Raw genomic sequence first — 22352 nt, forward strand, 5'->3', positions numbered from 1 at the left:
TGCAGACCCGTTGCTGCGTCCCGTCGCAGGGCGAGCTTCTTGCTTCTGGCACGGATGCGGGCCGCCTCCGCGTCGGAGGGATAGCACCGCTGGGCGTGAGCGCGGTAGCGCACGGCGGCAGCGATCTCGTCGTCATCATCAGAGAGCTCGGGAGCAGCTTCTGCGGCCTGTGACTTCTTCCGAAGCGCGACGAAGTGCTGGGTCAGCCGAGATTCGATGTCTCGTCTGCTCTCCTCCGACAGGTCAAAGCGGGCGTCGATGAACGGTATGCGCGGCATGGAGTGATCCTTTCCAAGACAGGCGGCATGCGCCGCCACAGTCCGCACGCCTCGGTCGGAGAGAAGGACCCGGGTCGTCGGTGCATTGCCCGCCCTCTTGAGCGCGTAAAGGGTCAAGGGGTGGCGGGCGCCTTCCATCGGCTTGCAAGCAGGCTGCGAAAAATGGCCCTTCGAGACGTTTGCCAGATGGTGTCGTGCTTAGGCGCGAACTTGTCCCGCGACTTCTTCGTGGAACAACGGACACCAAGTGTTCTCAGCAACCTAACTACGCTATTCGGCAAAAACGCTGCCGGACGCTACCTGCGGGATTTGGAGTGATGCATCATCATCGTTCGCGTCAGAGAAGTTCCTTCTAATCCAGCTTGCTGAAAACATGCCGCTAGCATCAGGCGGGTGAGGCACTTCTTCGAACACACCTCTAACTACGTAATAGAGACTTTTCTTGCATCCACCACGTGTCAGCCTGCGCAGGATGCGCTTGCCGCTCTGGGTGAGTTCAAGACCATATATGGTTTTGATTTGAGTGCCGTCGGTGATCCGCCAGCCGACAAGATAAACTAGCTTTTTCGCAAGCGCGGCTCGCGCTTCGTCCTCCCTCAGAAAGTCAAAGACTGTTAGTCGCGCAATCAATCTATCTCCTCTCTTCAGAGCATGCGGCGCCCATGTTCTAGTGATCTGGTTCATCTTCTTACTCCCAATTTGGGGTTGACCCCGTAACAGGGGTACGGAGGCCTGTCTATTACAAAATGGGTATGGCTGATGGCGGGGGCAGTCCGAAGCGATGCCTATGCGGCAATTGTCGAGGGACTCGTGGGTGAGCGTCAAAAAGCTGGCCTGTCCCAAGCCGAGCTTGCGAAAAAGCTCAGAAAGCCCCCTTCGTTCGTTGGGAAATACGAACAGAGCGAGCGGCGCCTTGACGTGGTCGAAATCTGGGTTGTTCTGGTTGCGCTTGGGGTTGAGCCGGAAGATTTTTTATTGAGGTATAAGAGTTTGATGCCTGTCACTCTGAAGTGAGTGAGGCAGGCGCTCGATTTAGAGTGACAGGCTGTTTTGAGCGAACTGTTCTAGTTTGATTGGCGCCGCTGGTTGCACGCGAAAAGCAGCGATGTTGGCTGGCTGACGATGCTTGTGCGTAAGCGAAGGCGAGAAGCGCGAAGACCTCAAACATCGCAGCGGTTCTCGCCTTCGCGGTTTGTGCCAGGGCAGTCGCGTGGTGTTCAGGATCAAGTTTTCAGGAAGTGCTTGCTAAGTTGCTAGTCGACCAAGGGAGGTCTCAGGATATGAACATGTTTTTCTATACATAAAGCAAGCACTCGGCATGCAGTGAGGCGGCAGCTTTCCGGGTCGTCCGCGGCCTGCGACCGGCGGTCGCAGTCGGGAACCCGGGGGCATGACGCGCGTTTGTCGTGGTGGCGGACGGGCCCTGGGCCCGGACGCCGCGGGGACTTGCGCGGAAATTGCACTGAGGTTGCATCGGGCGCTGAGGGGCTGGCCGGCGGGCTTGTCGAGAAGTCCGGTGGGGGGCGTTCCCTTGCTGCGGCTTCCGCAGCGGCAGCCACCGGCGCCGGGCGCCAGGCATTGAAGTCGGCTTTCCCTGCGTGTTCAATGTGCAATGGTGCAGGCCACCGGGGAAGCTTCTGCCTTTGACCGACCGAGATCCCACAGCCGACGCCCGCGAGGGTGTTCCATGGAGCGGGCCAGCGTCCGGCACCTCGGCCGCCGGAATTGCGGCCGCTGGCACGATGGATGCCGGACTGACGGCCGCCGGGACGACCGGGCGTATCGCTCCCGCGTTGGACGGGCTGATCGCCTGTCCGGAATGCGATCTTCTGATGTCGCGGCAGGTGCTGGGGGCGGGGCAGCAGGCGCGGTGCAGCCGCTGCCACCACCCGCTCTACCGCCCCCGGCCCGAGGCCGCGGTGAAGATCGTCGCGCTGGCGCTGACCGCCGGGATCCTGATGGTGGGGGCGCTGTTCTTTCCCTTCCTGTCGATCTCGGCCGCCGGCGAGACCCACGAAAGCTCCATCTTCTCGACCGCGCTGGCCTATTCCGAGGGCTACCTCGCGCCGCTGGCCGTCGCGGTGATGCTGCTGATCGTGTTGCTGCCGGTGTTCCGGGTGGGCGCGCTGATCTTCGCCTTCGGGCCGCTTCTGGCCGGGCGCACGCCCTACCGCCATGCGCAGATCGCCTTTCGGCTGGCACGCCACCTGCGGCCCTGGGCGATGGCCGAGGTCTTCATGATCGGCACCATCGTCTCGCTGGTGAAGATCGGGGGGCTTGCCTCGGTCAGCTTCGGCCCCGCCTTCTGGGCCTTCGCCGCGCTGGTGCTGGCGGTGGGCGTGATGGACAACCTTTCCAACGACTGGACGATATGGGACGCGCTCGAGACCACGCGGTGATGCTGACTGCGCGCCGGGCCGGTCTGGTCGGGTGCCGAAGCTGCGGCCGGGTCTGGCCGCGGCAGCAGCGCCATTGCGGCCGCTGCGGCGGGCATCTGGACGACGACCGCGGCGCCAGCCTGCAGCGGGTCTGGGCCTGGCTCATCGCGGGGGTGATCTTCTACGTGCCGGCGAACCTCTACCCGATGCTCGACACCGCGTCGCTGCTGACCGGCGATGTCAGGAACACGATCGTCGGCGGCGTGATCGAGTTGGTCCATGCCCACGATTACGGCGTCGCGGCGATCGTCTTTGCGGCCTCGGTGGTGGTGCCGATCACCAAGTTCCTGGCGATCGCCCAGCTCGCGCTGACCCTGGGGCGGGTACGGCCGTGGCGGCGGCACCGGCGGCACCGGATGCTGGCCGTGGTCGATTTCATCGGGCGGTGGTCGATGATCGACGTATTCGTGGTGGCGATCCTGTCGTCGCTGGTGCAGTTGGGAAGCTTGGCGCAGGTTCACCCCGGCCCGGCGGCGATCTTCTTCGCATTGTCGGTTGTGTTCACGATGCTCGCCGCGCAGGCCTTTGACCCGCGGCTGATCTGGGAAAGAGACGAGGCTGAGGCAGCATGACCGACGACAAGACCCCCGAAGACCGGCCCCAAGCCAGCGACGAGACCGGTAACCAGACTGGTCGCAACGCCGGTAACCAGACGGGTCAGGCACCGGGCCACGAGGCGGCTGGCGACGCGGGGGCTGGCACGGGCACGGGCACTGGCGGCCGCCCCGCCGAGATGGACGTGAGCGCGCCGCGCGGCATCGTGCGGCGCAACCTGTCCGTCGTCTGGCTGGTGCCGGTGATCGCGCTGATCGTGTCGCTGACGGTGGCCTGGCGCGCCTATAACGACCGCGGCGCGCTCATCCACATCACCTTCGCCAGCGGCGACGGCATCCAGGCCGGGCAGAGCGTGCTGAAATACCGCGACGTGCCGGTCGGCAAGGTCGAGAAGGTGGGCTTCACCCCCGATCTCAAGAAGGTCGAGGTCAGCGTTCGCGTCGACAAGTCGGTGGCCGACCATATCGGCAAGAACGCGCAGTTCTGGGTCGTGCGTCCCGAGATCGGCCTGTCGGGGATCACCGGCCTCAACACCGTGCTTTCCGGTGTCTACATCGAAGGCCAGTGGGATCCCAAGACCAGCGGGCCGACACCGTCGCATTTCACCGGGCTAGAGAAGGCGCCGGTGGCCGGCGGCCCGGATTCGGGGACCTGGGTGACGATCGAGGCCCCCGACGGCGGTGCGCTGATCGAGGGCGCGCCGATCCTCATGCGCGGCCTCAAGGTCGGCGAGATCCAGAACATCCGCCTGGCGCCCTCGGGCGACGGGGTCCTCGTCGACGCCTTCGTCAAGGCGCCCTACAACAAGCGGCTGACGACCTCGAGCGTGTTCTGGAACGCCTCGGGATTCTCGGTCTCGCTCGGGGCGTCCGGGGTCAAGCTCAGCGTGCGCAGCCTGTCGTCGCTGATTCAGGGCGGGATCGAGTTCGACACCTTCGTCTCGGGCGGCAGGCCGGTGACCAAGGACAACAAGCCGACCTACCAGCTGTTCCCCGACGAGCCGACGGCGCGCGACAGCATCTTCTCGGACACAGGGGCGCCCAAGGTGAAATTGTCGATCCTGCTGGGCCAGTCGGTGCGCGGGCTCAAGGTCGGCGACAACGTCAATTTCCGGGGTCTCAAGGTGGGCGAGGTGTCGAACCTCGCGATCAACGTCACCGATGCGCCGAACGGAGGGCGGATCGTGCAGCAGCGCATCGACTTCACCCTGATCCCGGAGCGGATGGGGCTGGCGCGGGACGCGGACAAGCAGGACCTCATGGATTTCCTCGCCTCGCAGGTCCGCGAGGGGCTGCGCGCGCAGGTGACCTCCACCGGGATCCTGGGCGGCACGCTCGAGGTCGACCTTCTGGACATGCCGTCAGCCAAGCCCGCGACGATCGACACGGGGGCCAAGCCATTCCCGGTGATGCCCTCGGTCGAACCGCACATTCCCGACGTCTCGGCCTCGGCCGAGGGGGTGCTGGCGCGGATCAACGCGCTGCCGATCGAACAGCTGATGGACAGCGCGATCAGCCTTCTCAACAACACCAACAAGCTGATCGGCCAGTCCGACACCCAGAAGGTCCCGGGCGAGGTCGCGGGCCTGGTCAGCGATATCCGCAAGGTGGTGGCCGCGCCGGGCATCCAGCATGCGCCCGAGAACGTCAACAAGGTGCTGACCTCGATCGACCAGTTCTTCGCGGCGCTGGAAAAGGCCAAGACGGTGGATGCGATCGTCAGCGCGATGAACGACGCGAGCGCGGCGGCGCAGGCGGTCTCCGACAGCGCCAAGGGCGTGCCGAAGCTGGTGGATACCTACACCGCACTTGGCGACAAGGTGAACAAGCTGCCGCTGGACAGCGTGGTCGACAATGCCAACAAGCTCATCGCTTCGGTCAACGTGCTGACCTCGGCCGAGCAGACGAAGAAGCTGCCGCAATCGCTGAACGAGGCGCTGGCCTCGCTCAACGGCATGCTGACCGACCTGCAGAACGGCGGGGCGACGCAGAAGCTCAACGATACGCTGGCGTCGGCCGACAGTGCGGCGCAATCGGTCAAGGCGGCAAGCGACCAACTGCCCGCGCTGGTGAAACGGCTGGATGCCGTCGTGGCACAGGCCGACAACACGATCTCGGCCTATGGTTCGCGGTCGAATTTCAACTCGGAGACCCTGGCGACGCTGCGCCAGCTGCGCGACGCGGCCAGCCAGATCAGCGCGGTCGCCCGGATGTTGCAACGCAATCCCCAGGCCCTGATCCTCGGACGGTAGGAGAGAAACGATGTCCCTGCGCCCCCTTGTCCTGTCCCTGGCCGCCTGCACCGCGCTTGCGGGCTGCTTCGGCGCGACCCCCAACCTCTACCTGATGGACCCGCCCGCTGCGGCGCGGTCGATGCCCGACCGGCTGGGCCGGGTCGAGGTGCAGAAGGTGAACCTGCCGCAATACGCCTCGGCCCCCGAGATCGCGACACAGCAGGCGGGCGGGACGCTGAAGGGGGCCAAGAACGACCTCTGGGCCGATACGCCGTCGGATGCGATCACGCGGATCCTTGCCGACCAGATCTCGCAGCTCAGCGGGGCGACCGCGCTGGCCGAGCCCTGGCCGCTGAACGACGGGCCGGACCGGCGGCTTCAGGTACGGATCGGCCAGATCTTTGCCGGGTCGGACGGGCAGCTGCATCTGTCGGGGCGGTATTTCGTGATCCCGGCGGGGGCGGTCGGGCGCGGCCGGGTGCGCAATTTCGACATCTCGGTGCCGCTGGCCGGCACCGGGGCGGCGGATGTGGCCAAGGCGCAGGCGGCGGCGCTGCACCAGCTTGCGGTGCGCATCGCGGCGCTGCGCTAGCGGCGTCTCAGAACAGCTTCGGCGGGGCATCCGCGCTGCGGTGCGCCTCTTCCACGCCCATGCGGAAGGCGCGCCCGATCCGGTGTGCGATCGCCGACCAGGCCTGCGCCGCCTCGGGGCGCAGCACCCGCGCCGCGGTCTCGTCGAAGAGGTCGAGCCAGAGCGGGAAGTGTTCCGGCAGGATATCGGGTCGGGCACGGTGCACGGCCATCGGGCTGCCGGAATATCCGCCCTCGCGCAGGATCGCGTTCTTCCAGAAGCGGCCGATCTTTTCCTCATGCGCGCGCCAGTCGGCATCTGTCGTGCCGACATGCGCGGCGAAGACCGGGCCCAGCACCGCGTGCCGCCGGATCGCGGCGTAGAAGGCGGTCATCATCCGGTCGACCTCCTCCGGGGTCAGGAAGAAGCGCGGTGGCTGGGCGGTCATCGGGGTCTCCTCAGGGGGGCTTGTGGGGCCGTCTTGCGGGGGGTCTTGTCGCCGGGGGCGAGGGTGGCCCGCCGGGCGGCCGGATGCAACCGGGCCCGCAGGGTGCGTTTTGGCGCATCCTGCGCGTTCGGCGGGCGCGGCCCCTCTGGACCCGCCCGCACCCCTTGCGTATAAGCCGCCCCATGACCCGCGCATCCGCGATCATTCAGCGAATTACCGGCCCGGCGCTCTGACCCTTCAGACGCCGGGACAAGGCGCCTGAGCCTTCGCGCCGCCGCTTGCCGCAAATTCCGACATTTCCCGGAGATTTTCCGATGTGCGCCGACACGCCTGCCACCGAGACCGAAACCCCCGACTACCGCGCCACCGTCTTCCTGCCGGAGACCGATTTCCCGATGCGCGCGGGCCTGCCCAAGCGCGAGCCGGAGTGGCTCGACCGTTGGGCGCGGATCGGCATCTATGACCGCCTCCGCGAGAGCGCGGGCAGCCGCAAGCCCTTCATCCTGCACGATGGCCCTCCCTATGCGAACGGCCACCTGCACATCGGGCATGCGCTGAACAAGACGATCAAGGACATCATCGTGCGTTCGCAGCAGATGATGGGCCGCGACGCGCGCTATGTGCCGGGCTGGGATTGCCACGGCCTGCCGATCGAATGGAAGATCGAGGAACAGTACCGCGCCAAGGGCAAGAACAAGGACGAGGTCGACGTCGTCGCCTTCCGCCAGGAGTGCCGCAAGTTCGCCGAGGGCTGGATCGACATCCAGCGCGAGGAGTTCAAGCGCCTGGGCATCACCGGCAAGTGGGACCAGCCGTACCTGACGATGGATTACCATGCCGAGGCGGTGATCGCCGAGGAATTCCTCAAGTTCCTGATGAACGGCACGCTCTACCAGGGGTCGAAACCGGTGATGTGGTCGCCGGTGGAAAAGACCGCGCTGGCCGAGGCCGAGGTCGAGTATCACGACAAGGAAAGCTTCACGATCTGGGTGAAGTTCAAGGTGGCCGACCAGAATGTTCAGACCTTCATCAACGCGTTTGGAGAAGGCGAAAAGACTGAAAAGATCCGCCTCAACAATGGCGAAGAAGTGGATAGCCTCCTCGGCGCCTACGTTGTGATCTGGACCACGACGCCTTGGACCATGCCGTCGAACAAGGCGGTGGTTTATGGCGAGGACATTGCCTACGGCCTTTACGAGGTTGTCGATACGCCGGAACAGTGCTGGGCGACCAAGGGCGACCGTTACATTCTTGCCGACGCCCTCGTCGGAGATGTGATGAGCCGCGCCCGGCTGGACGAGACCATGTATCACCGTTTGCGTGATGTTTACCCTGAAGAGTTGGCATCGCTCTCCCTGAAGCACCCCCTCGCCGGAGCCGAGGGCTCGAACGGCGAATGGGACGACTTCCGCGACTTCCGCGCGGCGGAGTTCGTGACCGATACCGAGGGCACCGGCTTCGTCCATTGCGCGCCGAGCCACGGGATGGAGGAATACGAGCTTTACCGCGATCTGGGCATGCTGCCGCAGGTCATCACCTACAACGTGATGGACGACGGCTCCTTCCGCCAGGACCTGCCGTTCTTCGGCGGCAAGATGATCCTCAAGCCGAACGGCAAGGAGGGCGACGCGAACAGCGCCGTCATCGACAAGCTGGTCGAGGTGGGCGGCCTTCTGGCGCGTGGCAAGATCAAGCACTCCTACCCGCATTCCTGGCGGTCGAAGGCGCCGGTGATCTACCGCAACACGCCGCAATGGTTCGCCGCCATCGACCACAAGCTGGACGACGGCATGGGCCAGTACGGCGACACGATCCGCAGCCGCGCGCTGACCTCGATCGACGAGCTGGTCACCTTCACGCCGGTCTCGGGCCGCAACCGCCTGCATTCGATGATCGAGGCGCGCCCCGACTGGGTGCTGTCGCGCCAGCGCGCCTGGGGCGTGCCGCTGACCTGTTTCGTCAGGAAGGGCGCCAAGCCTACCGACGAGGGGTTCCTGCTGCGCGACCCGGAGGTCAACAAGCGCATCGTCGCGGCCTTCGAGGAGAAGGGCGCCGACGTCTGGTACATGGATGGCTTCAAGGCCGAGGTGCTGGGCGGCCTGCACGACCCCGAGGCCTATGATCAGGTCTTCGACGTGCTCGACGTCTGGTTCGACAGTGGCTCGACCCATGCTTTCGTGCTGCGCGACCGCGCGGACGGGGCGAAGGACGGGATCGCCGATCTCTACCTCGAGGGCACCGACCAGCACCGCGGCTGGTTCCACTCCTCGCTTCTCCAGGCCTGCGGGACGAAGGGGCGGGCGCCCTATCGCGGCGTGCTGACCCACGGCTTCACGCTGGACGAGAAGGGCTTCAAGATGTCGAAGTCCCTCGGCAACACCATCGTGCCCGAGGAGGTGGTCAAGCAATATGGCGCCGACATCCTGCGGCTCTGGGTGGCGCAGACCGACTTTACCGTCGACCAGCGCATCGGCCCCGAGATCCTGAAGGGCACCGCCGACAGCTACCGCCGCCTGCGCAACACGCTGCGGTTCCTGCTGGGCAGCCTCAAGGACTTCTCCGAGGAGGAGCGGGTCGCGCCGGAAGAGATGCCGGAGCTGGAGCGCTGGGTGCTGCACCGGCTGGCCGAACTCGACCAGCAGGTCCGCGAGGGGTATGGCAAGTACGACTTCCAGGACGTGTTCCAGAAACTGTTCCAGTTCTGCACGGTGGACCTGTCGGCCTTCTACTTCGACATCCGCAAGGACGCGCTTTACTGCGACGCGGCCGATAGCCTGCGGCGGCGCGCGGCGCGGACGGTGCTGGACCTGCTGTTCCACCGGCTGGTGACCTGGCTTGCCCCGATCCTCGTCTTCACGATGGAGGACGTCTGGCTGTCGCGCTTCCCGTCCGAGGACGACTCGGTCCACCTGCACGACATCCCCGAGACGCCGGCGGCGTGGCACGATGCGGATCTTGCCGCGAAATGGGCGCAGATCCGGCAGGTGCGGCGCGCGGTGACCGCGGCGCTGGAGGTGCAGCGCAGCGCCAAGACGATCGGGGCCAGCCTCGAGGCGGCGCCGGTGGTTCATGTGCAGGACAAGGCGGTGGCCGACATCCTGCGGCACGCGCATTTCGCCGATCTGTGCATCACCTCGGATATCTACGTCACCACGGACCCCGCCCCGCAGGAGGCCTTCCGCCTGCCCGAGGCGCCGGGCGTCGGTGTGGTGTTCGAGACTGCCGAGGGCGCGAAATGCGACCGCTGCTGGCGGATCCTGCCCGACGTGGGCACCCACAAGCACCCGGGCACCTGTGCGCGCTGCAACGAGGTGCTGGGCTAGGTCGCCGGTCGGGACTTTGCGTATTTGCGGAACAATGAAAGGGGCGGTCTTCGGGCCGCCCCTTTTGTTCGTCGCCGCGTTTGTGGCGCGGGATCGGTGGGAGGGGCCTTCGCGCCGTGGGCAAGGGGGCACACCCGGGGCACGGCATCGGGGCAGGGGGCGGAAACCCTTGGCGTTCGTTGCGGGGCTTCGCTAGACTCGGGAAAAAACGAGCAGGCACATCTAAGGACAGGCAGTGGACAGCATGGCAGAAACCGCAATGATCGAGGAAGAGATGCGCGACAGGATCCTTGCCGATCCGGACGCGATTCTCGAGGACCACGACGTGATGCGCGCGCTGATCAGCGCGAACGAGCGGCTCATGGGGTCGAACATCGTCGACCTGCGCGGTATCGCGATGGAGCGGCTGGAGCAGCGTCTCGACCGGCTCGAGGATACCCACCGTTCGGTGATCGCCGCCGCCTACGAGAACCTCGCGGGCACGAACCAGGTGCATCGGGCGATCCTGAGGATGCTCGACCCCGTGACCTTCGAGGAGTTCCTCGTCAGCCTTGGGGGCGAGGTGGCGGACATCCTGCGCGTCGATTGCGTGCGGCTGGTGCTGGAATCGGTGCAGAACGCCGACGACCCGGCGCTGCGGCGGCTGGGCGACGTGCTGTGCGTGGCCGAGCCTGGGTTCATCGACGATTACATGACGGCGGGGCGCAACGTGCCTGTGCGCCCTGTGACCCTGCGCCAGACCCTGCCGTCCTCGGACGCGATCTACGGCGAGGCCGCGGCCTGGGTCCGGTCGGAGGCGCTGATGCGGCTCGACCTGGGCGAGGGGCGGCTGCCGGGGATGCTGGTCATGGGGGCGGAGGACCCGCACCATTTCAAACCCGCGCAGGGCACCGATCTGCTGGCCTTCTTCGCCGGCACGTTCGAGCGCACGATGCGGCGCTGGCTGTCCTGAGGGGCGCGCCGTGAGCCTTGCCATCGCCCCCCAGATGCGCGACGCGCTGGAGGGCTGGCTTGCCCGTCTGAAGGCGCTGGACGGCGCCGCTGACAACACGCTGGAGGCCTACCGCGCCGACGTGACCGGGTTCCTTGCCTTCCTTGCCGATCATGCGGGCGGGGCGGGGGGCATGGCGCAGATCCGCGCGCTGGGCCCGTCGGACATGCGGGCCTGGATGGCGCATGAACGCCGCCGGGGCGTGGCGCCCCGGTCGCTGGCCCGGGCGCTGTCGGCGGTGAAGGGCTTCGTGCGGCACCTGTCGGACCGCGAAGGGTTCGACGCGACCGCCGTGCTTTCGGCCCGGGCGCCGGCGTTCCAGAAGAAGCTTCCGCGTCCGCTGGCCGAGGATGCCGCCCGCGCGGTGATCCGGACAGTGGGCGAGCAGGCGCGCGAGGATTGGCAGGGCGCGCGCGACGCCGCCATCGTGACCCTGCTTTACGGCTGCGGTCTGCGGATCTCGGAGGCGCTGTCGCTGACCGGGGCCGAGGTCCAGCTGCCGGAGGTGCTGCGGATCCGCGGCAAGGGCGGCAAGGAGCGGATCGTTCCGGTGATCCCCGCGGCCCGGGTCGCGGTGGAGCGTTACGCGCGGCTCTGCCCGATGGAGCTTGGGGCCGGGGAGCCGCTGTTTCGCGGCGCCCGCGGCGGCCCGGTGGGGCGACGGCAGGTGGCCAAGGCGATGGAGACGGCCCGGCTGCAGCTGGGCCTGCCCGCGAGCGCCACGCCGCATGCCATGCGCCATTCCTTTGCCACCCATCTTCTGGCGGCGGGGGGCGATCTGCGGGCGATCCAGGAGCTGCTTGGCCACGCCTCGCTGTCGACGACCCAGGCCTATACGGCGGTCGACACCGCCCGGCTGATGGAGGTCTACGAGAAGGCCCATCCGCGTGCCTGAGGCGCCGTGCCTTCGCGCCGCCCGATGGTTGCAAGTGCGACGTTTTTTCTTCATGACAGGCCCATGAACGCGCAACAGAAAGCCTTTTTCGTCCACCTGCTGACCGGCACAGGCGCCGTTCTGTCGATGCTGGCCATGCTGGCGGCGGTCGAGCAGAAATGGGCGCTGATGTTCACCTGGCTGGTCGTGGCCTTCGCCGTCGACGGTGTCGACGGGCCGCTGGCGCGGCGCTACGACGTCAAGCGCAACGCGCCGCAGATCGACGGCGTGCTGCTGGACCTGATCATCGACTACCTGACCTACGTCTTCATCCCGGCCTATGCGCTGTTCAAGTCGGGGCTTCTGCCGGGCTGGACCGGGTGGCTGGCGATCATCGTCATCACCTATGCCAGCGTGATCTACTTTGCCGACACGCGGATGAAGACCAAGGACAATTCCTTTGCCGGCTTCCCGGGCTGCTGGAACATGTTCGCCATCGTGATCTTTGCGCTCAGGCCCGATTTCTGGGTCACTCTCGGCCTTGTCGTCGTACTGGCGGCGGCGATGTTCACGCCGCTGAAGTTCATCCACCCCGTGCGGACCGAGCGCTGGCGCCAGCTGTCGCTGCCGATCGCGCTTTTGTGGACGGTGTTCGCGGGCTGGTGCGCGGCGACGAACTTCGAGGCGGGCGTGATCTCGCACTGGGGGCTGGCGCTGACCAGCATCTACCTCGTGCTGGTGGGGATCGCGCAGCAGATCGTGCCGACCCGCGCCTGAGCCCGGCAGAGGCGCAAAAAATCGTTGAGAACGATTTTGGCAAAAGTCTTCTGAAGACTTTTGGGCGACCGCGCCCTCAGATCAGCAGCCCCGCCGCGCCCTCGAGCTTGAGAAGTTCCACCTTGGTCTCGATCCCCGTGCCGCCGGAAAACCCGCCAAGGCCATTCGCCCCCAGCACCCGGTGACAGGGGATGAAGATCGGGATCGGGTTGGCGCCGCAGGCCTGACCGATCGCCTGTGCGCTGGCGCCCATCTCAGCCGCTATCTCGCCGTAGGTCCGTGTCTCGCCATAGGGGATGGCGCAGAGGATCGCGTAGAAATGCAGCTGGAAATCGTTGCCGCGCGGCGCCAGCGGCAGGTCGAACCCGCGCCGCGCCCCGGCGAAATATTCCGCCAGCTGGCGCCCCGCTTCCTCGAGCAGGTCGGAGGTGCCTTCGGGCTCCGCCCCGCTCCAGCGCAGGCGGGTGATGGCGGTGTCGGTCGCGCTCACGCTGACCGGGCCGGTGGGGGTGTCGAACCGCGCTTTCATGGCCGTGCCCCGGCGAAGGGCTGGAACGCCTCGCGCAGCATCTCGATCATGCCCTCGACCGCGGGGGTGGTGCTGCGCGGGTTGCGGTGCAGCACGATGGCCGAGCTGTCGATCGGGGGAAAGCCGTCCTCGGCGGTCAGTTCGCGGCAGCCGTCGGGCATGGAGGAGCGCGACAGCGGGGCGACGGCAAGGCCAGCCCTCACCGCGCGTTCCATGCCGCCCGCGGTGTCGCAGGTCCAGGCCACGCGGTAGGCGATGCGCTGGCGCCGCAGCGACCCCTCGGCATAGTCGCGGCACCAGTCCGAGCGGAAGAAGGCCGCGATCGGCAGTGGCCGTTGCAGGTGCTGGCCGTGGGCCAGCGAGGTGGCCCAGACGGTGGGGTCGACGCCCAACACCTCGCCCGGCCCCTCCTTGCCCTCGGCGAAGGTCACGGCGAGGTCGAGCTCTCCCGACGCCAGCGCCCGCAGTTGCGGGGCCGAGAAGTCCACGCGCACGGTCACCTCGGCCGCCGGGTGCCGTTCGGCGAAGGCGGCAAGGACACCGGGCAGCACCCGCTCGCCGTATTCCTCGGGTATGCCGACGCGGACCGGGCCCGACAGCGGCCGCTCGCTCAGCGCCGCCGCGGCCTCGTCCAACAGCTCGCTCACCCTCCGGGCGTAGGGCAGCAGCCGCGCGCCGCGGTCGGTCAGCGCCACGCCGCGCGGCTGACGTTCGAACAGGGGCTGGCCGAGCAGATCCTCGAGCCGGCGGATCTGCATGCTGACCGCCGATTGCGTCCGCCCCAGCCGCCCGGCCGCCTCGGTCACGCTGCCGGCCTCGGCCACGGCGAGGAAGCTGCGCATCAGGTCACTGTCGAGGGGGACGGGCATGGGCGGGCCTGAAGGGGTGGGGGTGGCCTGACGGGGTAGGGCGGGCCTGAAGGGGTGGCATCAATCCAGCATATACCGGACATCATCACTATTCGTTGGTCTGATGTCAACGCAGGCGCCAGATAGAAGCTTCCAGACACGAGAGAGGCCCACGATGTTCCGCGCCCTGAGGTTTTCCGCCCTGCTCACCCTGCCGTCCCGCCTGCGCGCGCTGCATGCCCGCCGCAGGTCGATGGCGTTCCTGCTTGCGCGCAGCGATGACCGTCTGATCGACGATATCGGCCTGACGCGCGAGGACCTGCACAAGCTGCTTTCCGCCCCCGATCCGGAGCCGGAGGACGCCCGGGGCCCAAGGCCGGGCCGCCCGCCGATGCACCGCACCACCGAGGCCGGGTTCGGGGAACTTGTGTCGTGACGCCGGGGTCGTAATGAAAGAGGGCGCCCTTTCGGGGGCGCCCATCGCAGACGTGCCGATGCCGGTGATCCGGATCCGGGTCAGGCGGGGGCCGTCTCCGGCTCGATCCCGAGTTCCTGGTTGCCGGCGTAGATCACCGCCGGGCCGCCGAGGTCGAGGGTGAAGAGGCGCAGATCGGCCATTTCCTCGGTGCGGATGAATTCGCCGTCGACGAGGCGATGGGCCGGCACCATGGCGCGTTCGGCGCCGTAGAGCGCCCTGGCCCGCCAGTCGCGCACCAGCACGGGCTGCCCCGGGGCAACGAGGATGTCGTCGTCAGGGCGGTCGGGGCCGAGGGTGCTGGCGCCGATGCGGACGACGGACACCCCGGTTTCGGACCGCACAGAAACGCCGCGCAGCACGCGCGGGCTCGAGCGGGTGATGACCCGGTCGCCCGGTGTCAGATGCTCGACCGGCAGGGCGCCGTCGAGCGTGAGAATGATGGTCCCGGCGGCGATGCCCCCGCACGCATGCTCATGGCCGTCAACACGGCGCGCCTGCACCGTGTGGCCCGTCGTCATTTTCGACATGGGCTGATCCTGCTGTTTCTGCCTCGTATTTTTTTGCCAAAATATGTCAAGAATGGGTTACGGGCGAGCTTTTTCTGCGGCTGTTTTTCCTCTCGCATCCCATCGCGGCCTTTGCTAGAAGGGCGCGATTTCAGGGCGGCCCTGCCCGAGACGTCAAGCTTTGCGCGACGTGGAGACAGGCGGGGGCGCCCTTGGTTCATGCGGGTGTGGCGAAACTGGTAGACGCACCAGATTTAGGTTCTGGCGGAGTGATCCGTGGGGGTTCAAGTCCCTCCACCCGCACCAGAGGTGAAAGAAGGAACGGAAGATGCAGGTCACCGAGACCCTGAAGGACGGTCTGAAGCGCGGCTACACCATCACGGTGACTGCTGCCGAGCTCGACGCGAAGGTGCAGGAAAAGCTGGTCGAGGCGCAGCCCGAAGTCGAGATGAAGGGCTTTCGCAAGGGCAAGGTGCCGATGGCGATGCTGCGCAAGCAGTTCGGTCAGCGCCTGGTCGGCGACGCGATCCAGGAAGCCGTGGACGGCGCGATGCGCGATCATTTCGAAGCCACCGGCGACCGCCCGGCGCTGCAGCCCGACGTGAAGATGCAGAACGGCGAGACCTGGAAGGAAGGTGACGACGTGGTCGTCGACATGTCCTACGAGGCGCTGCCGGAGATCCCCGAGGTCGACCTGTCGGGCCTCGCGCTCGAGAAGATGGTGGTCAAGGCCGATGATGAGGCCGTCGACGAGGCGCTGAAGAACCTCGCCGAATCCGCCGAGAACTTTGAGGACCGCAAGGCGGGCTCGAAGGCCAAGGACGGCGACCAGATCGTGATCGACTTCCTGGGCAAGGTCGACGGCGAAGCCTTCGAGGGCGGCGCGGCCGAGGATTACCCGCTGGTTCTGGGCTCGGGCAGCTTCATCCCCGGCTTCGAGGAGCAGCTGGTCGGTGCCAAGGCTGGTGACGAGGTCACCGTGACCGTGAACTTCCCCGAGGAATACGGTGCCAAGAATCTGGCCGGCAAGGAAGCCACCTTCGACTGCACGGTCAAGGCGGTGAAGGCCCCCAAGCCCGCCGAGATCGACGACGAGCTGGCGAAGAAATACGGCGCCGAGGATCTTGCCGCGTTGAAATCGCAGATCGGCGAGCGTCTGGAAGAGGAATATGCCGGTGCGGCGCGCGCGGTGATGAAGCGTTCGCTTCTCGACCAGCTCGACAAGCTGGTGTCGTTCGACCTGCCGCCGAGCCTGGTCGAGGTCGAGGCCAAGCAGATCGCGCACCAGCTGTGGCACGAGGAAAACCCCGATCACCATGGCCATGACCATGGCGAGATGGACGTGACCGACGAGCACACCAAGCTGGCGACCCGCAGGGTGCGCCTTGGCCTCCTGCTGGCCGAGATGGGCCGCAAGCACGAGATCGAGGTGTCGGACGGCGAGATGACCCAGGCGATCCTGACGCAGGCGCGCCAGTATCCGGGGCAGGAGCGTGCGTTCTTCGACTTCGTGCAGCAGAACGCCGAGATCCAGCAGCAGATCCGCGCCCCGCTGTTCGAGGACAAGGTCGTCGATCACATCGTCAGCCACGCCAAGGTCGACGAGAAGGACGTCTCGAAGGACGACCTTCAGAAGGCCGTCGAGGCGCTTGACGAAGAGGCCTGATCGGCCCCTCTCTCCACGATTTGCGAAGGGCTGCCCTGAGGGGCGGCCCTTTTGCGTTTCCGGTGCCGGTTCAGACGGCGCCGATCCGGTCGAGGACGAATTGCGCCCGCGCCTCGGCCCCTGCGAGAGGCAGGTTCACCAGGCGGTAACCAAGGCGCCGGTAGGTCTCCGCCATCGTCCGGCTGGTGGCGGCGGCTTCTTCGGGGGCCTGCCGTCGCTCGGCGTCGCGGGCATAGATCGCGGGCCAGTGCGGGGCGAGGAAAACCGTGGGGTTGTAGCGGAACGCGCGGCCGGCGGTTGAGATGTGCGCAGGCACCGGCAGGCCGCAAAGCGTGAGGTAGCCGATCACGTCGGGCAGGCCGCGATCGAGGATCACCGGGCCGGGGAGAGCCGAGGCCTCGGCGTGGGAGCGCATCTCCCACCCCAGCATCTGCTCGGCATAGCCGGTGCGGTCGGCCCATGGCAGGGCGGTGCCGCCGATCCGCCGCTGGTCGCGAATGATCGCGCGCCCGGCCTCGGGCATATGGGCGAGACCGCGGCGGGCGAGGGCATTGATCAGGGTCGTCTTGCCGGCGCCGGGGCCGCCGGTGACGACGAAGAGGCGGTCACTCATGGAGCGATCCTTCCGGTCAAGGCCGGTCCGGGCCGGTCAGGGGGGAGATGACGATGCGAAAGGGGGAGACGCGGGGCCGTCGGGCGGCCCTGCGCTATTGAAAGGTATCCGGGGTCGCGTCCCGGCGCAAGCAGGGCGGGGGCGCGTGTCCGGAGGCCGGCGCCGACCCGGCGGCTGCGTTGACAATGGGGAACGACCTGCCGATACTTCTCGCATTCGTGAGGGTATTTGAATGCCGGGACTTCCTGCCGCGCGTCTGACCGACATGCACACCTGCCCGATGTGCATGGGGGCGACCCTTCCGATCCTGCCCGCCTGCCAACCGAACGTTCTTGTCGGCAAGCTGCCCGCCGCGCGAATGGGTGACCTTTGCGCCTGTGTCGGGCCGCCGCCGGCGGCGGTGGACGCGATTATCTTCGGCTCGCCCACCGTGCTGATCGGTGGACGGCCGGCGGCGCGGCTGGGCGACCCCACGGCGAAGGGTGGAGCGATCATGCCGCCCTGCCTGCCGACCGTGCTGATCGGGATGGCCGGGGCGATGGGGCCGCCGGGCATGCAGGTGCTGCCACCGATCTGCATCCGCCTGTCGGCCGACGCGGCACGGCTGGCGCAGGCGCAGAACGACGCCATGATGGCGGGCGCGGCCTATGGCGGTGCGGATGCGCCGCTGCCGCCGAACACCGCGCGCGCCACCGACGAGGATCTCGAGGCGCTGGGGCTGAAGGATGGCGACATGGATCTGACCCGCATCCCCGACAGCGATTTCCGCTCGGACGTGTTCGTCCATACCGATCCGGTGACTGGCGAGAAGGATTACACCATCGCGTTCAAGGGCACCTCGCCGCTGAGTGGCGAGGATTGGGAGACCAACGTCAAGCAGGGACTGGGCAAGGAGACGCCGTATTACAACCGCGCGATGCAGATCGGGCAGACCGCGGAGACCATGGCCCCGGGCCGCGTCCGCTTTACCGGGCATTCGCTGGGGGGCGGCATGGCATCGGCCGCGTCGGCCGTGAGCGGCGCGCCGGGGAGCACCTTCAACGCGGCGGGCCTGAACCCCGCGACGACGGAGCGGTTCGGCAAGACGCTGGGCGACGTGCCGATGGAGGCCTATTACGTCGAGGGTGACATCCTGAGTGCCGGCCAGGACAACACCCCGCTGCCCGATGCGGTGGGCACGCGGCGGCCGTTGGCGCCGGCCAAGGATTCGGCCTGGACCGATTATGCCGGCGCCGCGGCGGGCGGCATCGCCGGAGGTTTTGCCGGCGGTTTCGGGGGCGCCGCGGCCGGGGGCGCGGCGGGCGGATCGGCGGCGCGGGGCGGACGGCTTCACCTGATGAGTTCGGTCAACGAGGCGTTGGAGAAGGCCGCGAAAGGCATCTACGACACGCAGGTCGCGAACGGATGCCTGTGAGGCGCGCGCTGGTTGTCTCGGGTGCGGCGGCCTTGTTAGTCTGGGTCGGTGCCCGCAGTTCCGGGGCCATGGGAGGGCCGAAGATGGCGAACGACATGTCGGACCCCAACGCGAAGGGGCCGAACAACTGGCCGGTGATCTTCGACGCGATCGAGGCCGAGGATCACGCCCGGCTCAAGTCGCTTCTGGATTCGGGCGCCGATATCGAGATCAAGGGCTTTCAGGGGGCGACCCCGGTGCTTGCCGCGGCGGTGATCGAGGATTGGCCGACGGTTCTGTACCTGCTTCAGCGCGGCGCGCGCCCGGGAGTGGCGGACAAGCGGGGCTTCACCTTGCCCTACCTTGCCGCGAAGTCCCGGGTCGATCTGGACGGGCGCTATGGCAAGGCCCTGGCGGATGTTCGGAAAATCCTGAATGATCGGGGGCTTATGGGGCAGTATTACGAGCCGGCAGAGGTGCGAAAACGCATGAATGAAGGCCGCTGGCCGCCACGGTGACGGCGCGGCGGCGGGCCTGTCGCGGCGCGTGTCGAGCACAACCTGAAATTTAGCGCTTGACTCTGCGAACGCTCCAGGGTATAGCTTCAGACAAGCTGGAAGAGGTGGGCAAGCGGCACGGGGAGACCCGGGGCCGCTTTTTTGTTGCCCGGCTTTCTCGAGAGCGGTTTTCTTGAGAGCCGGTGGCTGCGGTGCCGCAATTTCGCTTGGCATCGCGGCACATCGCACCGTGGCACCATCGCATCGGGTCACCGCCGTACCAGCAAGACACTCGCGGGACCGGGCGGTCGGGCGTGCCAGGCACGCCCGGGGCCGGGTGACGCGGGTCCGAGGGGCAGGAACATTCTCTACATGGACATGGACACTCCCGATCCGTCGGGGGCGCCGCCGCGACCGCTGGTTTCGGAGGCCTCCCTTCTTTACACGACCGCCGCCGAGGTGCTGGCCCACATGCTGCGGGAATTGCAGCGGGGCGAGCTGGACGAGGCGAAGAAGGTTCCGGGCTATGCCCGTGAACTGCGCCAGGCACTGCAGGCGGTCCTGACCGAAAGGACGACCCTTGAACGACTCCGCAAAGACGAGGCCGGCGGCGCCGGCCCCGGGGCGCTCGACTTCGATGCGGCCCGCGCTGAGATCGGGCGCCGCCTGGCTTGCCTCCGCGACGCCGGAGACTGTTGATGCCTTCCTGGAGAGCCTGAGCGAGGGCGCGCTGATGGCGCTGCCCTGGATGTTCGAGTTCTGGGCGCTGCCGCATCAGCTGCCGCCCGAGGGCGTCTGGCGCAGCTGGGTGATCATGGGCGGCCGCGGCGCGGGCAAGACCCGGGCCGGGGCCGAGTGGGTGCGTGCCCAGGTTGAGGGGGCGCGGCCCGGCGATCCGGGCGTGGCGCGGCGCGTGGCACTGGTGGGTGAGACGATCGACCAGGCGCGCGAGGTGATGGTGTTCGGCGACAGCGGGATCCTGGCCTGCACGCCGCCCGACCGGCGCCCGGCCTGGGAGGCCACGCGCAAGCGGCTGGTCTGGCCCAACGGGGCGGTGGCGGAGCTGTATTCGGCACATGACCCGGAGCGTCTGCGGGGGCCGCAGTTCGACGCGGCCTGGTCCGACGAGCTGGCGAAGTGGAAGCGGGCTGAGGAGGCCTGGGACATGCTGCAGTTCGCGCTGCGGCTGGGGGCCGGGCCGCGCCAGGTGGTGACGACGACGCCGCGCAACGTGGGGGTGTTGAAGGCGATCCTGCGAAACCCTTCGACCGTGCTGACGCATGCGCCGACCGAGGCGAACCGGGCCTATCTGGCGGCTTCGTTCCTCGAGGAGGTGCGGGCGCGGTACGGCGGGACGCGCAAGGGTCGGCAGGAGCTGGACGGTGTGCTCCTGGAGGATGCCGAGGGTGCGCTCTGGACAAGTGCGATGCTGGAGGCGGCGCGGGGCGATGCAGTGCCGAAGCTGAGCCGTGTGGTGGTGGCGGTGGATCCGCCAGTCACCGGGCACGGGCGGTCGGATGCCTGCGGGATCGTGGTGGCGGGCGTGGTGGCCGAGGGGCCGCCGCAGGATTGGCGGGCCTACGTCCTTGAGGACGCGAGCGTCGAGGCGGCATCGCCCGACGGGTGGGCCCGGGCCGCGATCGCGGCGATGGAGCGGCACGGGGCCGAGCGTCTGGTAGCCGAGGTGAACCAGGGCGGGGATCTGGTGGAGAGCGTGCTGCGGCAGGTCGATCCTCTGGTGCCCTATCGTGCGGTGCGGGCGGCGCGCGGCAAGGCCGCGCGGGCCGAGCCGGTGGCCGCGCTCTACGAGCAGGGCCGGGTGCGCCATGTCCGGGGGCTGGGGCTGCTGGAGGACCAGATGGCGCAGATGACGGCGCGGGGTTTCGAGGGCACGGGGTCGCCGGACCGGGTGGACGCGCTGGTCTGGGCGCTGACCGACCTGATGATCGCGCCGGCACAGGCCTGGCGGCGGCCGCGGGTGCGGGGGCTGTGAGGGCGGCGCGCTCGGCCGGGTGAGGATGCCTCCGGCGGGAGTATTTCGGCAAGAAAGAAGGTTGGGCTGTGCGTGTGCCGGGCGGCGGCGCGGCCCGTGGGCAGGGTGCGCGGAGCCGGAGCCGGGAGCGGTTTCGGGGGCGCGCGCGTGATCGAGGAGAAGGCGGATGTTTCAGTTCCTGCGGCGCAAGGAAGCGGTCGTGCCGGAGCGCAAGGCGGGCGCGGCGGTCCCGGCGATCGCCTGGGCGGGCTCGGGCCGGGTGGCAGGGGGCGCGCGCGACGGGGCGTCCCTGGTGCGTGCGGGGTTCCAGGGCAACCCGGTGGGGTTTCGCGCGGTGCGGCTGATCGCCGAGGCGGCGGCAGCGCTGCCGCTGGTCTATCAGGATGCCGAGCGGCGCTATGACGTGCATCCGTTGATCGACCTGATCCGGCGGCCGAACCCGGCGCAGGGGCGAGCGGAGCTGTTCGAGGCGCTTTACGCGCAGATCCTGCTCAGTGGGGACGGGTATCTCGAGGCGGTGCCGGGGGCGGGGCGGCTGCCGCTGGAGCTGCATGTGCTGCGCTCGGACCGGATGCGGCTGGTACCTGGGGCCGATGGCTGGCCGGTGGCCTACGAATACCGGGTGGGCAATCGCAAGCACCGGTTCGACATGACCGGGGCGGTGGCGCCGGTCTGCCATGTGAAGAGTTTTCATCCGCAGGACGACCATTACGGCCTGTCGCCGTTGCAGGCGGCGGCGGTGGCGCTGGACGTGCACAATGCCGCCAGCACCTGGTCGAAGGCCTTGCTGGACAACGCGGCGCGGCCCTCGGGGGCGATCGTGTACCGGGGCGCCGATGGGCAGGGCGGGCTGTCGGCCGACCAGTACGACCGGCTGGTGGCGGAGATGGAGAGCTATCACCAGGGCGCGCGGAATGCCGGGCGGCCGATGCTGCTGGAAGGCGGCCTTGACTGGAAGCCCATGGGGTTCTCGCCCTCGGACATGGAATTCCTGAAGACCAAGGAAGGGGCGGCGCGGGAGATCGCCATCGCCTTCGGGGTGCCGCCGATGCTGATGGGGATCCCGGGCGACGCGACCTATGCCAATTATCAGGAGGCGAACCGGGCCTTCTATCGGCTGACGGTGGTGCCGCTGGTCACGCGGGTGACGGCGGCGGTGGGGCATTGGCTGGCGGGGTTCTCGGGCGAGGCCGTCGAGATCCGGCCCGACCTCGATCAGGTGCCGGCCCTGGCCGCCGAGCGCGACCAGCAATGGGCCCGGGTGGGGGCGGCCGAGTTCCTGACCGATGCCGAGAAGCGGGCGATCCTGGGGTTGCCGCGGCTGGCCGGGGAGGCCTGAGT

Annotated in this window: 23 protein-coding genes and 1 tRNA gene; 17 read left to right on the plus strand and 7 right to left on the minus strand. The window is 67.8% G+C overall.

Going from position 1 to position 22352, the window contains the following annotated elements:
- The coding region (locus CVV76_RS09050; RefSeq protein ID WP_146010279.1) for a hypothetical protein at nt 1-278 on the minus strand (278 nt) is incomplete at its 3' end.
- A 270-nt stretch (nt 279-548) separates the two neighbouring features.
- Nucleotides 549-962: a hypothetical protein gene (locus tag CVV76_RS24665; protein WP_146010280.1), complete on the minus strand. Its 414-nt coding sequence runs from the start codon at nt 960-962 to the stop codon at nt 549-551.
- Between the two features lie 75 nt (nt 963-1037).
- Between CVV76_RS24665 and CVV76_RS09055 the strand changes: the two genes are divergently transcribed.
- The 5 genes from CVV76_RS09055 (at nt 1038) to CVV76_RS09075 (ending at nt 6096) form a co-directional block, all read left to right on the plus strand.
- On the plus strand, nt 1038-1292 hold the full coding sequence (locus CVV76_RS09055) for a helix-turn-helix domain-containing protein (RefSeq protein WP_102224327.1): 255 nt from the start codon (nt 1038-1040) through the stop codon (nt 1290-1292).
- A gap of 728 nt (nt 1293-2020) precedes the next feature.
- Nucleotides 2021-2677: a paraquat-inducible protein A gene (locus CVV76_RS09060; RefSeq protein ID WP_102224328.1), complete on the plus strand. Its 657-nt coding sequence runs from the start codon at nt 2021-2023 to the stop codon at nt 2675-2677.
- Complete coding sequence (locus CVV76_RS09065; protein WP_233192785.1) at nt 2677-3288, plus strand: paraquat-inducible protein A; 612 nt, start codon at nt 2677-2679, stop codon at nt 3286-3288. The genes CVV76_RS09060 and CVV76_RS09065 overlap by 1 nt, the downstream gene beginning before the upstream one ends.
- The gene (locus CVV76_RS09070; protein WP_102224330.1) at nt 3285-5522 is read left to right on the plus strand and encodes a PqiB family protein; all 2238 of its coding nucleotides are present in this window, start codon (nt 3285-3287) and stop codon (nt 5520-5522) included. The genes CVV76_RS09065 and CVV76_RS09070 overlap by 4 nt, the downstream gene beginning before the upstream one ends.
- A 10-nt stretch (nt 5523-5532) precedes the next feature.
- Nucleotides 5533-6096: a PqiC family protein gene (locus CVV76_RS09075; RefSeq protein WP_102224331.1), complete on the plus strand. Its 564-nt coding sequence runs from the start codon at nt 5533-5535 to the stop codon at nt 6094-6096.
- 7 nt (nt 6097-6103) lie between these two features.
- On the opposite strand, the gene CVV76_RS09080 is transcribed toward CVV76_RS09075, so the two are convergent.
- The gene (locus CVV76_RS09080; RefSeq protein WP_102224332.1) at nt 6104-6523 is read right to left on the minus strand and encodes a group III truncated hemoglobin; all 420 of its coding nucleotides are present in this window, start codon (nt 6521-6523) and stop codon (nt 6104-6106) included.
- Between the two features lie 314 nt (nt 6524-6837).
- Here CVV76_RS09080 and ileS point away from each other — a divergent pair, with 314 nt between their 5' ends.
- The 4 genes from ileS (at nt 6838) to CVV76_RS09100 (ending at nt 12488) form a co-directional block, all read left to right on the plus strand.
- Nucleotides 6838-9846, plus strand: a complete 3009-nt coding sequence (gene ileS / locus CVV76_RS09085; RefSeq protein ID WP_102224333.1) for an isoleucine--tRNA ligase — start codon at nt 6838-6840, stop codon at nt 9844-9846.
- Nucleotides 9847-10090: 244 nt separating this feature from the next.
- On the plus strand, nt 10091-10798 hold the full coding sequence (locus CVV76_RS09090; RefSeq protein WP_102224462.1) for a DUF484 family protein: 708 nt from the start codon (nt 10091-10093) through the stop codon (nt 10796-10798).
- Between the two features lie 34 nt (nt 10799-10832).
- Nucleotides 10833-11732: a tyrosine recombinase XerC gene (locus CVV76_RS09095; RefSeq protein ID WP_102224463.1), complete on the plus strand. Its 900-nt coding sequence runs from the start codon at nt 10833-10835 to the stop codon at nt 11730-11732.
- 63 nt (nt 11733-11795) lie between these two features.
- Entirely contained in the window at nt 11796-12488 is a 693-nt protein-coding gene (locus CVV76_RS09100; RefSeq protein ID WP_102224334.1) for a CDP-alcohol phosphatidyltransferase family protein, read from the plus strand.
- A gap of 76 nt (nt 12489-12564) precedes the next feature.
- Here the strand turns inward: CVV76_RS09100 and CVV76_RS09105 are convergent, their stop codons facing one another.
- On the minus strand, nt 12565-13017 hold the full coding sequence (locus CVV76_RS09105; protein ID WP_102224335.1) for a methylated-DNA--[protein]-cysteine S-methyltransferase: 453 nt from the start codon (nt 13015-13017) through the stop codon (nt 12565-12567).
- Nucleotides 13014-13886: a LysR family transcriptional regulator gene (locus tag CVV76_RS09110; RefSeq protein ID WP_102224336.1), complete on the minus strand. Its 873-nt coding sequence runs from the start codon at nt 13884-13886 to the stop codon at nt 13014-13016. Before CVV76_RS09110 ends, CVV76_RS09105 begins: the two co-directional genes overlap by 4 nt.
- A 154-nt stretch (nt 13887-14040) precedes the next feature.
- Between CVV76_RS09110 and CVV76_RS09115 the strand changes: the two genes are divergently transcribed.
- Nucleotides 14041-14301 (plus strand): hypothetical protein, encoded by a 261-nt coding sequence (locus tag CVV76_RS09115; protein ID WP_102224337.1) that lies wholly within the window; start codon nt 14041-14043, stop codon nt 14299-14301.
- An 80-nt stretch (nt 14302-14381) separates the two neighbouring features.
- On the opposite strand, the gene CVV76_RS09120 is transcribed toward CVV76_RS09115, so the two are convergent.
- On the minus strand, nt 14382-14870 hold the full coding sequence (locus CVV76_RS09120) for a Hint domain-containing protein (RefSeq protein ID WP_233192787.1): 489 nt from the start codon (nt 14868-14870) through the stop codon (nt 14382-14384).
- A gap of 200 nt (nt 14871-15070) precedes the next feature.
- On the opposite strand from CVV76_RS09120, the gene CVV76_RS09125 reads away from it, so the two are divergent.
- Both CVV76_RS09125 and tig read left to right on the plus strand, forming a co-directional pair.
- Nucleotides 15071-15155, plus strand: a tRNA-Leu gene (locus CVV76_RS09125).
- A gap of 22 nt (nt 15156-15177) precedes the next feature.
- Nucleotides 15178-16515, plus strand: coding sequence for a trigger factor (tig, locus tag CVV76_RS09130; RefSeq protein ID WP_102224338.1), 1338 nt, complete (start codon nt 15178-15180; stop codon nt 16513-16515).
- Nucleotides 16516-16585: 70 nt separating this feature from the next.
- Here tig and CVV76_RS09135 read toward each other — a convergent pair whose 3' ends face one another.
- Entirely contained in the window at nt 16586-17128 is a 543-nt protein-coding gene (locus tag CVV76_RS09135) for an AAA family ATPase (protein ID WP_102224339.1), read from the minus strand.
- Between the two features lie 232 nt (nt 17129-17360).
- On the opposite strand from CVV76_RS09135, the gene CVV76_RS25175 reads away from it, so the two are divergent.
- The 5 genes from CVV76_RS25175 to CVV76_RS09160 all read left to right on the plus strand — a co-directional run bounded on the left by CVV76_RS25175 (nt 17361) and on the right by CVV76_RS09160 (nt 22350).
- Complete coding sequence (locus CVV76_RS25175) at nt 17361-18542, plus strand: PAAR domain-containing protein (RefSeq protein ID WP_199178549.1); 1182 nt, start codon at nt 17361-17363, stop codon at nt 18540-18542.
- A gap of 83 nt (nt 18543-18625) precedes the next feature.
- Nucleotides 18626-19039, plus strand: a complete 414-nt coding sequence (locus tag CVV76_RS09145) for an ankyrin repeat domain-containing protein (RefSeq protein WP_102224340.1) — start codon at nt 18626-18628, stop codon at nt 19037-19039.
- 351 nt (nt 19040-19390) lie between these two features.
- A complete protein-coding gene (locus tag CVV76_RS09150; protein WP_102224341.1) occupies nt 19391-19717 on the plus strand; it encodes a hypothetical protein in 327 nt (108 codons plus the stop codon).
- Nucleotides 19656-21011, plus strand: coding sequence for a DNA-packaging protein (locus CVV76_RS09155; protein WP_102224342.1), 1356 nt, complete (start codon nt 19656-19658; stop codon nt 21009-21011). The genes CVV76_RS09150 and CVV76_RS09155 overlap by 62 nt, the downstream gene beginning before the upstream one ends.
- 166 nt (nt 21012-21177) lie before the next feature.
- Nucleotides 21178-22350 carry a phage portal protein gene (locus CVV76_RS09160; protein ID WP_102224343.1) on the plus strand — a complete coding sequence of 391 codons (1173 nt, stop codon included), beginning with the start codon at nt 21178-21180 and terminating at the stop codon, nt 22348-22350.
- The last annotated feature ends 2 nt before the right edge of the window (nt 22351-22352 follow it).

The sequence above is a fragment of the Acidimangrovimonas sediminis genome (genome assembly GCF_002871005.1).
GTDB classification, from domain to species: domain Bacteria; phylum Pseudomonadota; class Alphaproteobacteria; order Rhodobacterales; family Rhodobacteraceae; genus Acidimangrovimonas; species Acidimangrovimonas sediminis.

Coding starts and splice junctions, on each gene's coding strand:
- CVV76_RS24665 (WP_146010280.1), bottom strand. CDS start 962: ATGAACCAGATCACTAGAACATGGGCGCCGCATGCTCTGAAGAGAGGA.
- CVV76_RS09055 (WP_102224327.1), top strand. CDS start 1,038: ATGGCGGGGGCAGTCCGAAGCGATGCCTATGCGGCAATTGTCGAGGGA.
- CVV76_RS09060 (WP_102224328.1), top strand. CDS start 2,021: ATGGATGCCGGACTGACGGCCGCCGGGACGACCGGGCGTATCGCTCCC.
- CVV76_RS09065 (WP_233192785.1), top strand. CDS start 2,677: ATGCTGACTGCGCGCCGGGCCGGTCTGGTCGGGTGCCGAAGCTGCGGC.
- CVV76_RS09070 (WP_102224330.1), top strand. CDS start 3,285: ATGACCGACGACAAGACCCCCGAAGACCGGCCCCAAGCCAGCGACGAG.
- CVV76_RS09075 (WP_102224331.1), top strand. CDS start 5,533: ATGTCCCTGCGCCCCCTTGTCCTGTCCCTGGCCGCCTGCACCGCGCTT.
- CVV76_RS09080 (WP_102224332.1), bottom strand. CDS start 6,523: ATGACCGCCCAGCCACCGCGCTTCTTCCTGACCCCGGAGGAGGTCGAC.
- ileS (WP_102224333.1), top strand. CDS start 6,838: ATGTGCGCCGACACGCCTGCCACCGAGACCGAAACCCCCGACTACCGC.
- CVV76_RS09090 (WP_102224462.1), top strand. CDS start 10,091: ATGGCAGAAACCGCAATGATCGAGGAAGAGATGCGCGACAGGATCCTT.
- CVV76_RS09095 (WP_102224463.1), top strand. CDS start 10,833: ATGCGCGACGCGCTGGAGGGCTGGCTTGCCCGTCTGAAGGCGCTGGAC.
- CVV76_RS09100 (WP_102224334.1), top strand. CDS start 11,796: ATGAACGCGCAACAGAAAGCCTTTTTCGTCCACCTGCTGACCGGCACA.
- CVV76_RS09105 (WP_102224335.1), bottom strand. CDS start 13,017: ATGAAAGCGCGGTTCGACACCCCCACCGGCCCGGTCAGCGTGAGCGCG.
- CVV76_RS09110 (WP_102224336.1), bottom strand. CDS start 13,886: ATGCCCGTCCCCCTCGACAGTGACCTGATGCGCAGCTTCCTCGCCGTG.
- CVV76_RS09115 (WP_102224337.1), top strand. CDS start 14,041: ATGTTCCGCGCCCTGAGGTTTTCCGCCCTGCTCACCCTGCCGTCCCGC.
- CVV76_RS09120 (WP_233192787.1), bottom strand. CDS start 14,870: ATGTCGAAAATGACGACGGGCCACACGGTGCAGGCGCGCCGTGTTGAC.
- tig (WP_102224338.1), top strand. CDS start 15,178: ATGCAGGTCACCGAGACCCTGAAGGACGGTCTGAAGCGCGGCTACACC.
- CVV76_RS09135 (WP_102224339.1), bottom strand. CDS start 17,128: ATGAGTGACCGCCTCTTCGTCGTCACCGGCGGCCCCGGCGCCGGCAAG.
- CVV76_RS25175 (WP_199178549.1), top strand. CDS start 17,361: ATGCCGGGACTTCCTGCCGCGCGTCTGACCGACATGCACACCTGCCCG.
- CVV76_RS09145 (WP_102224340.1), top strand. CDS start 18,626: ATGGCGAACGACATGTCGGACCCCAACGCGAAGGGGCCGAACAACTGG.
- CVV76_RS09150 (WP_102224341.1), top strand. CDS start 19,391: ATGGACATGGACACTCCCGATCCGTCGGGGGCGCCGCCGCGACCGCTG.
- CVV76_RS09155 (WP_102224342.1), top strand. CDS start 19,656: ATGCGGCCCGCGCTGAGATCGGGCGCCGCCTGGCTTGCCTCCGCGACG.
- CVV76_RS09160 (WP_102224343.1), top strand. CDS start 21,178: ATGTTTCAGTTCCTGCGGCGCAAGGAAGCGGTCGTGCCGGAGCGCAAG.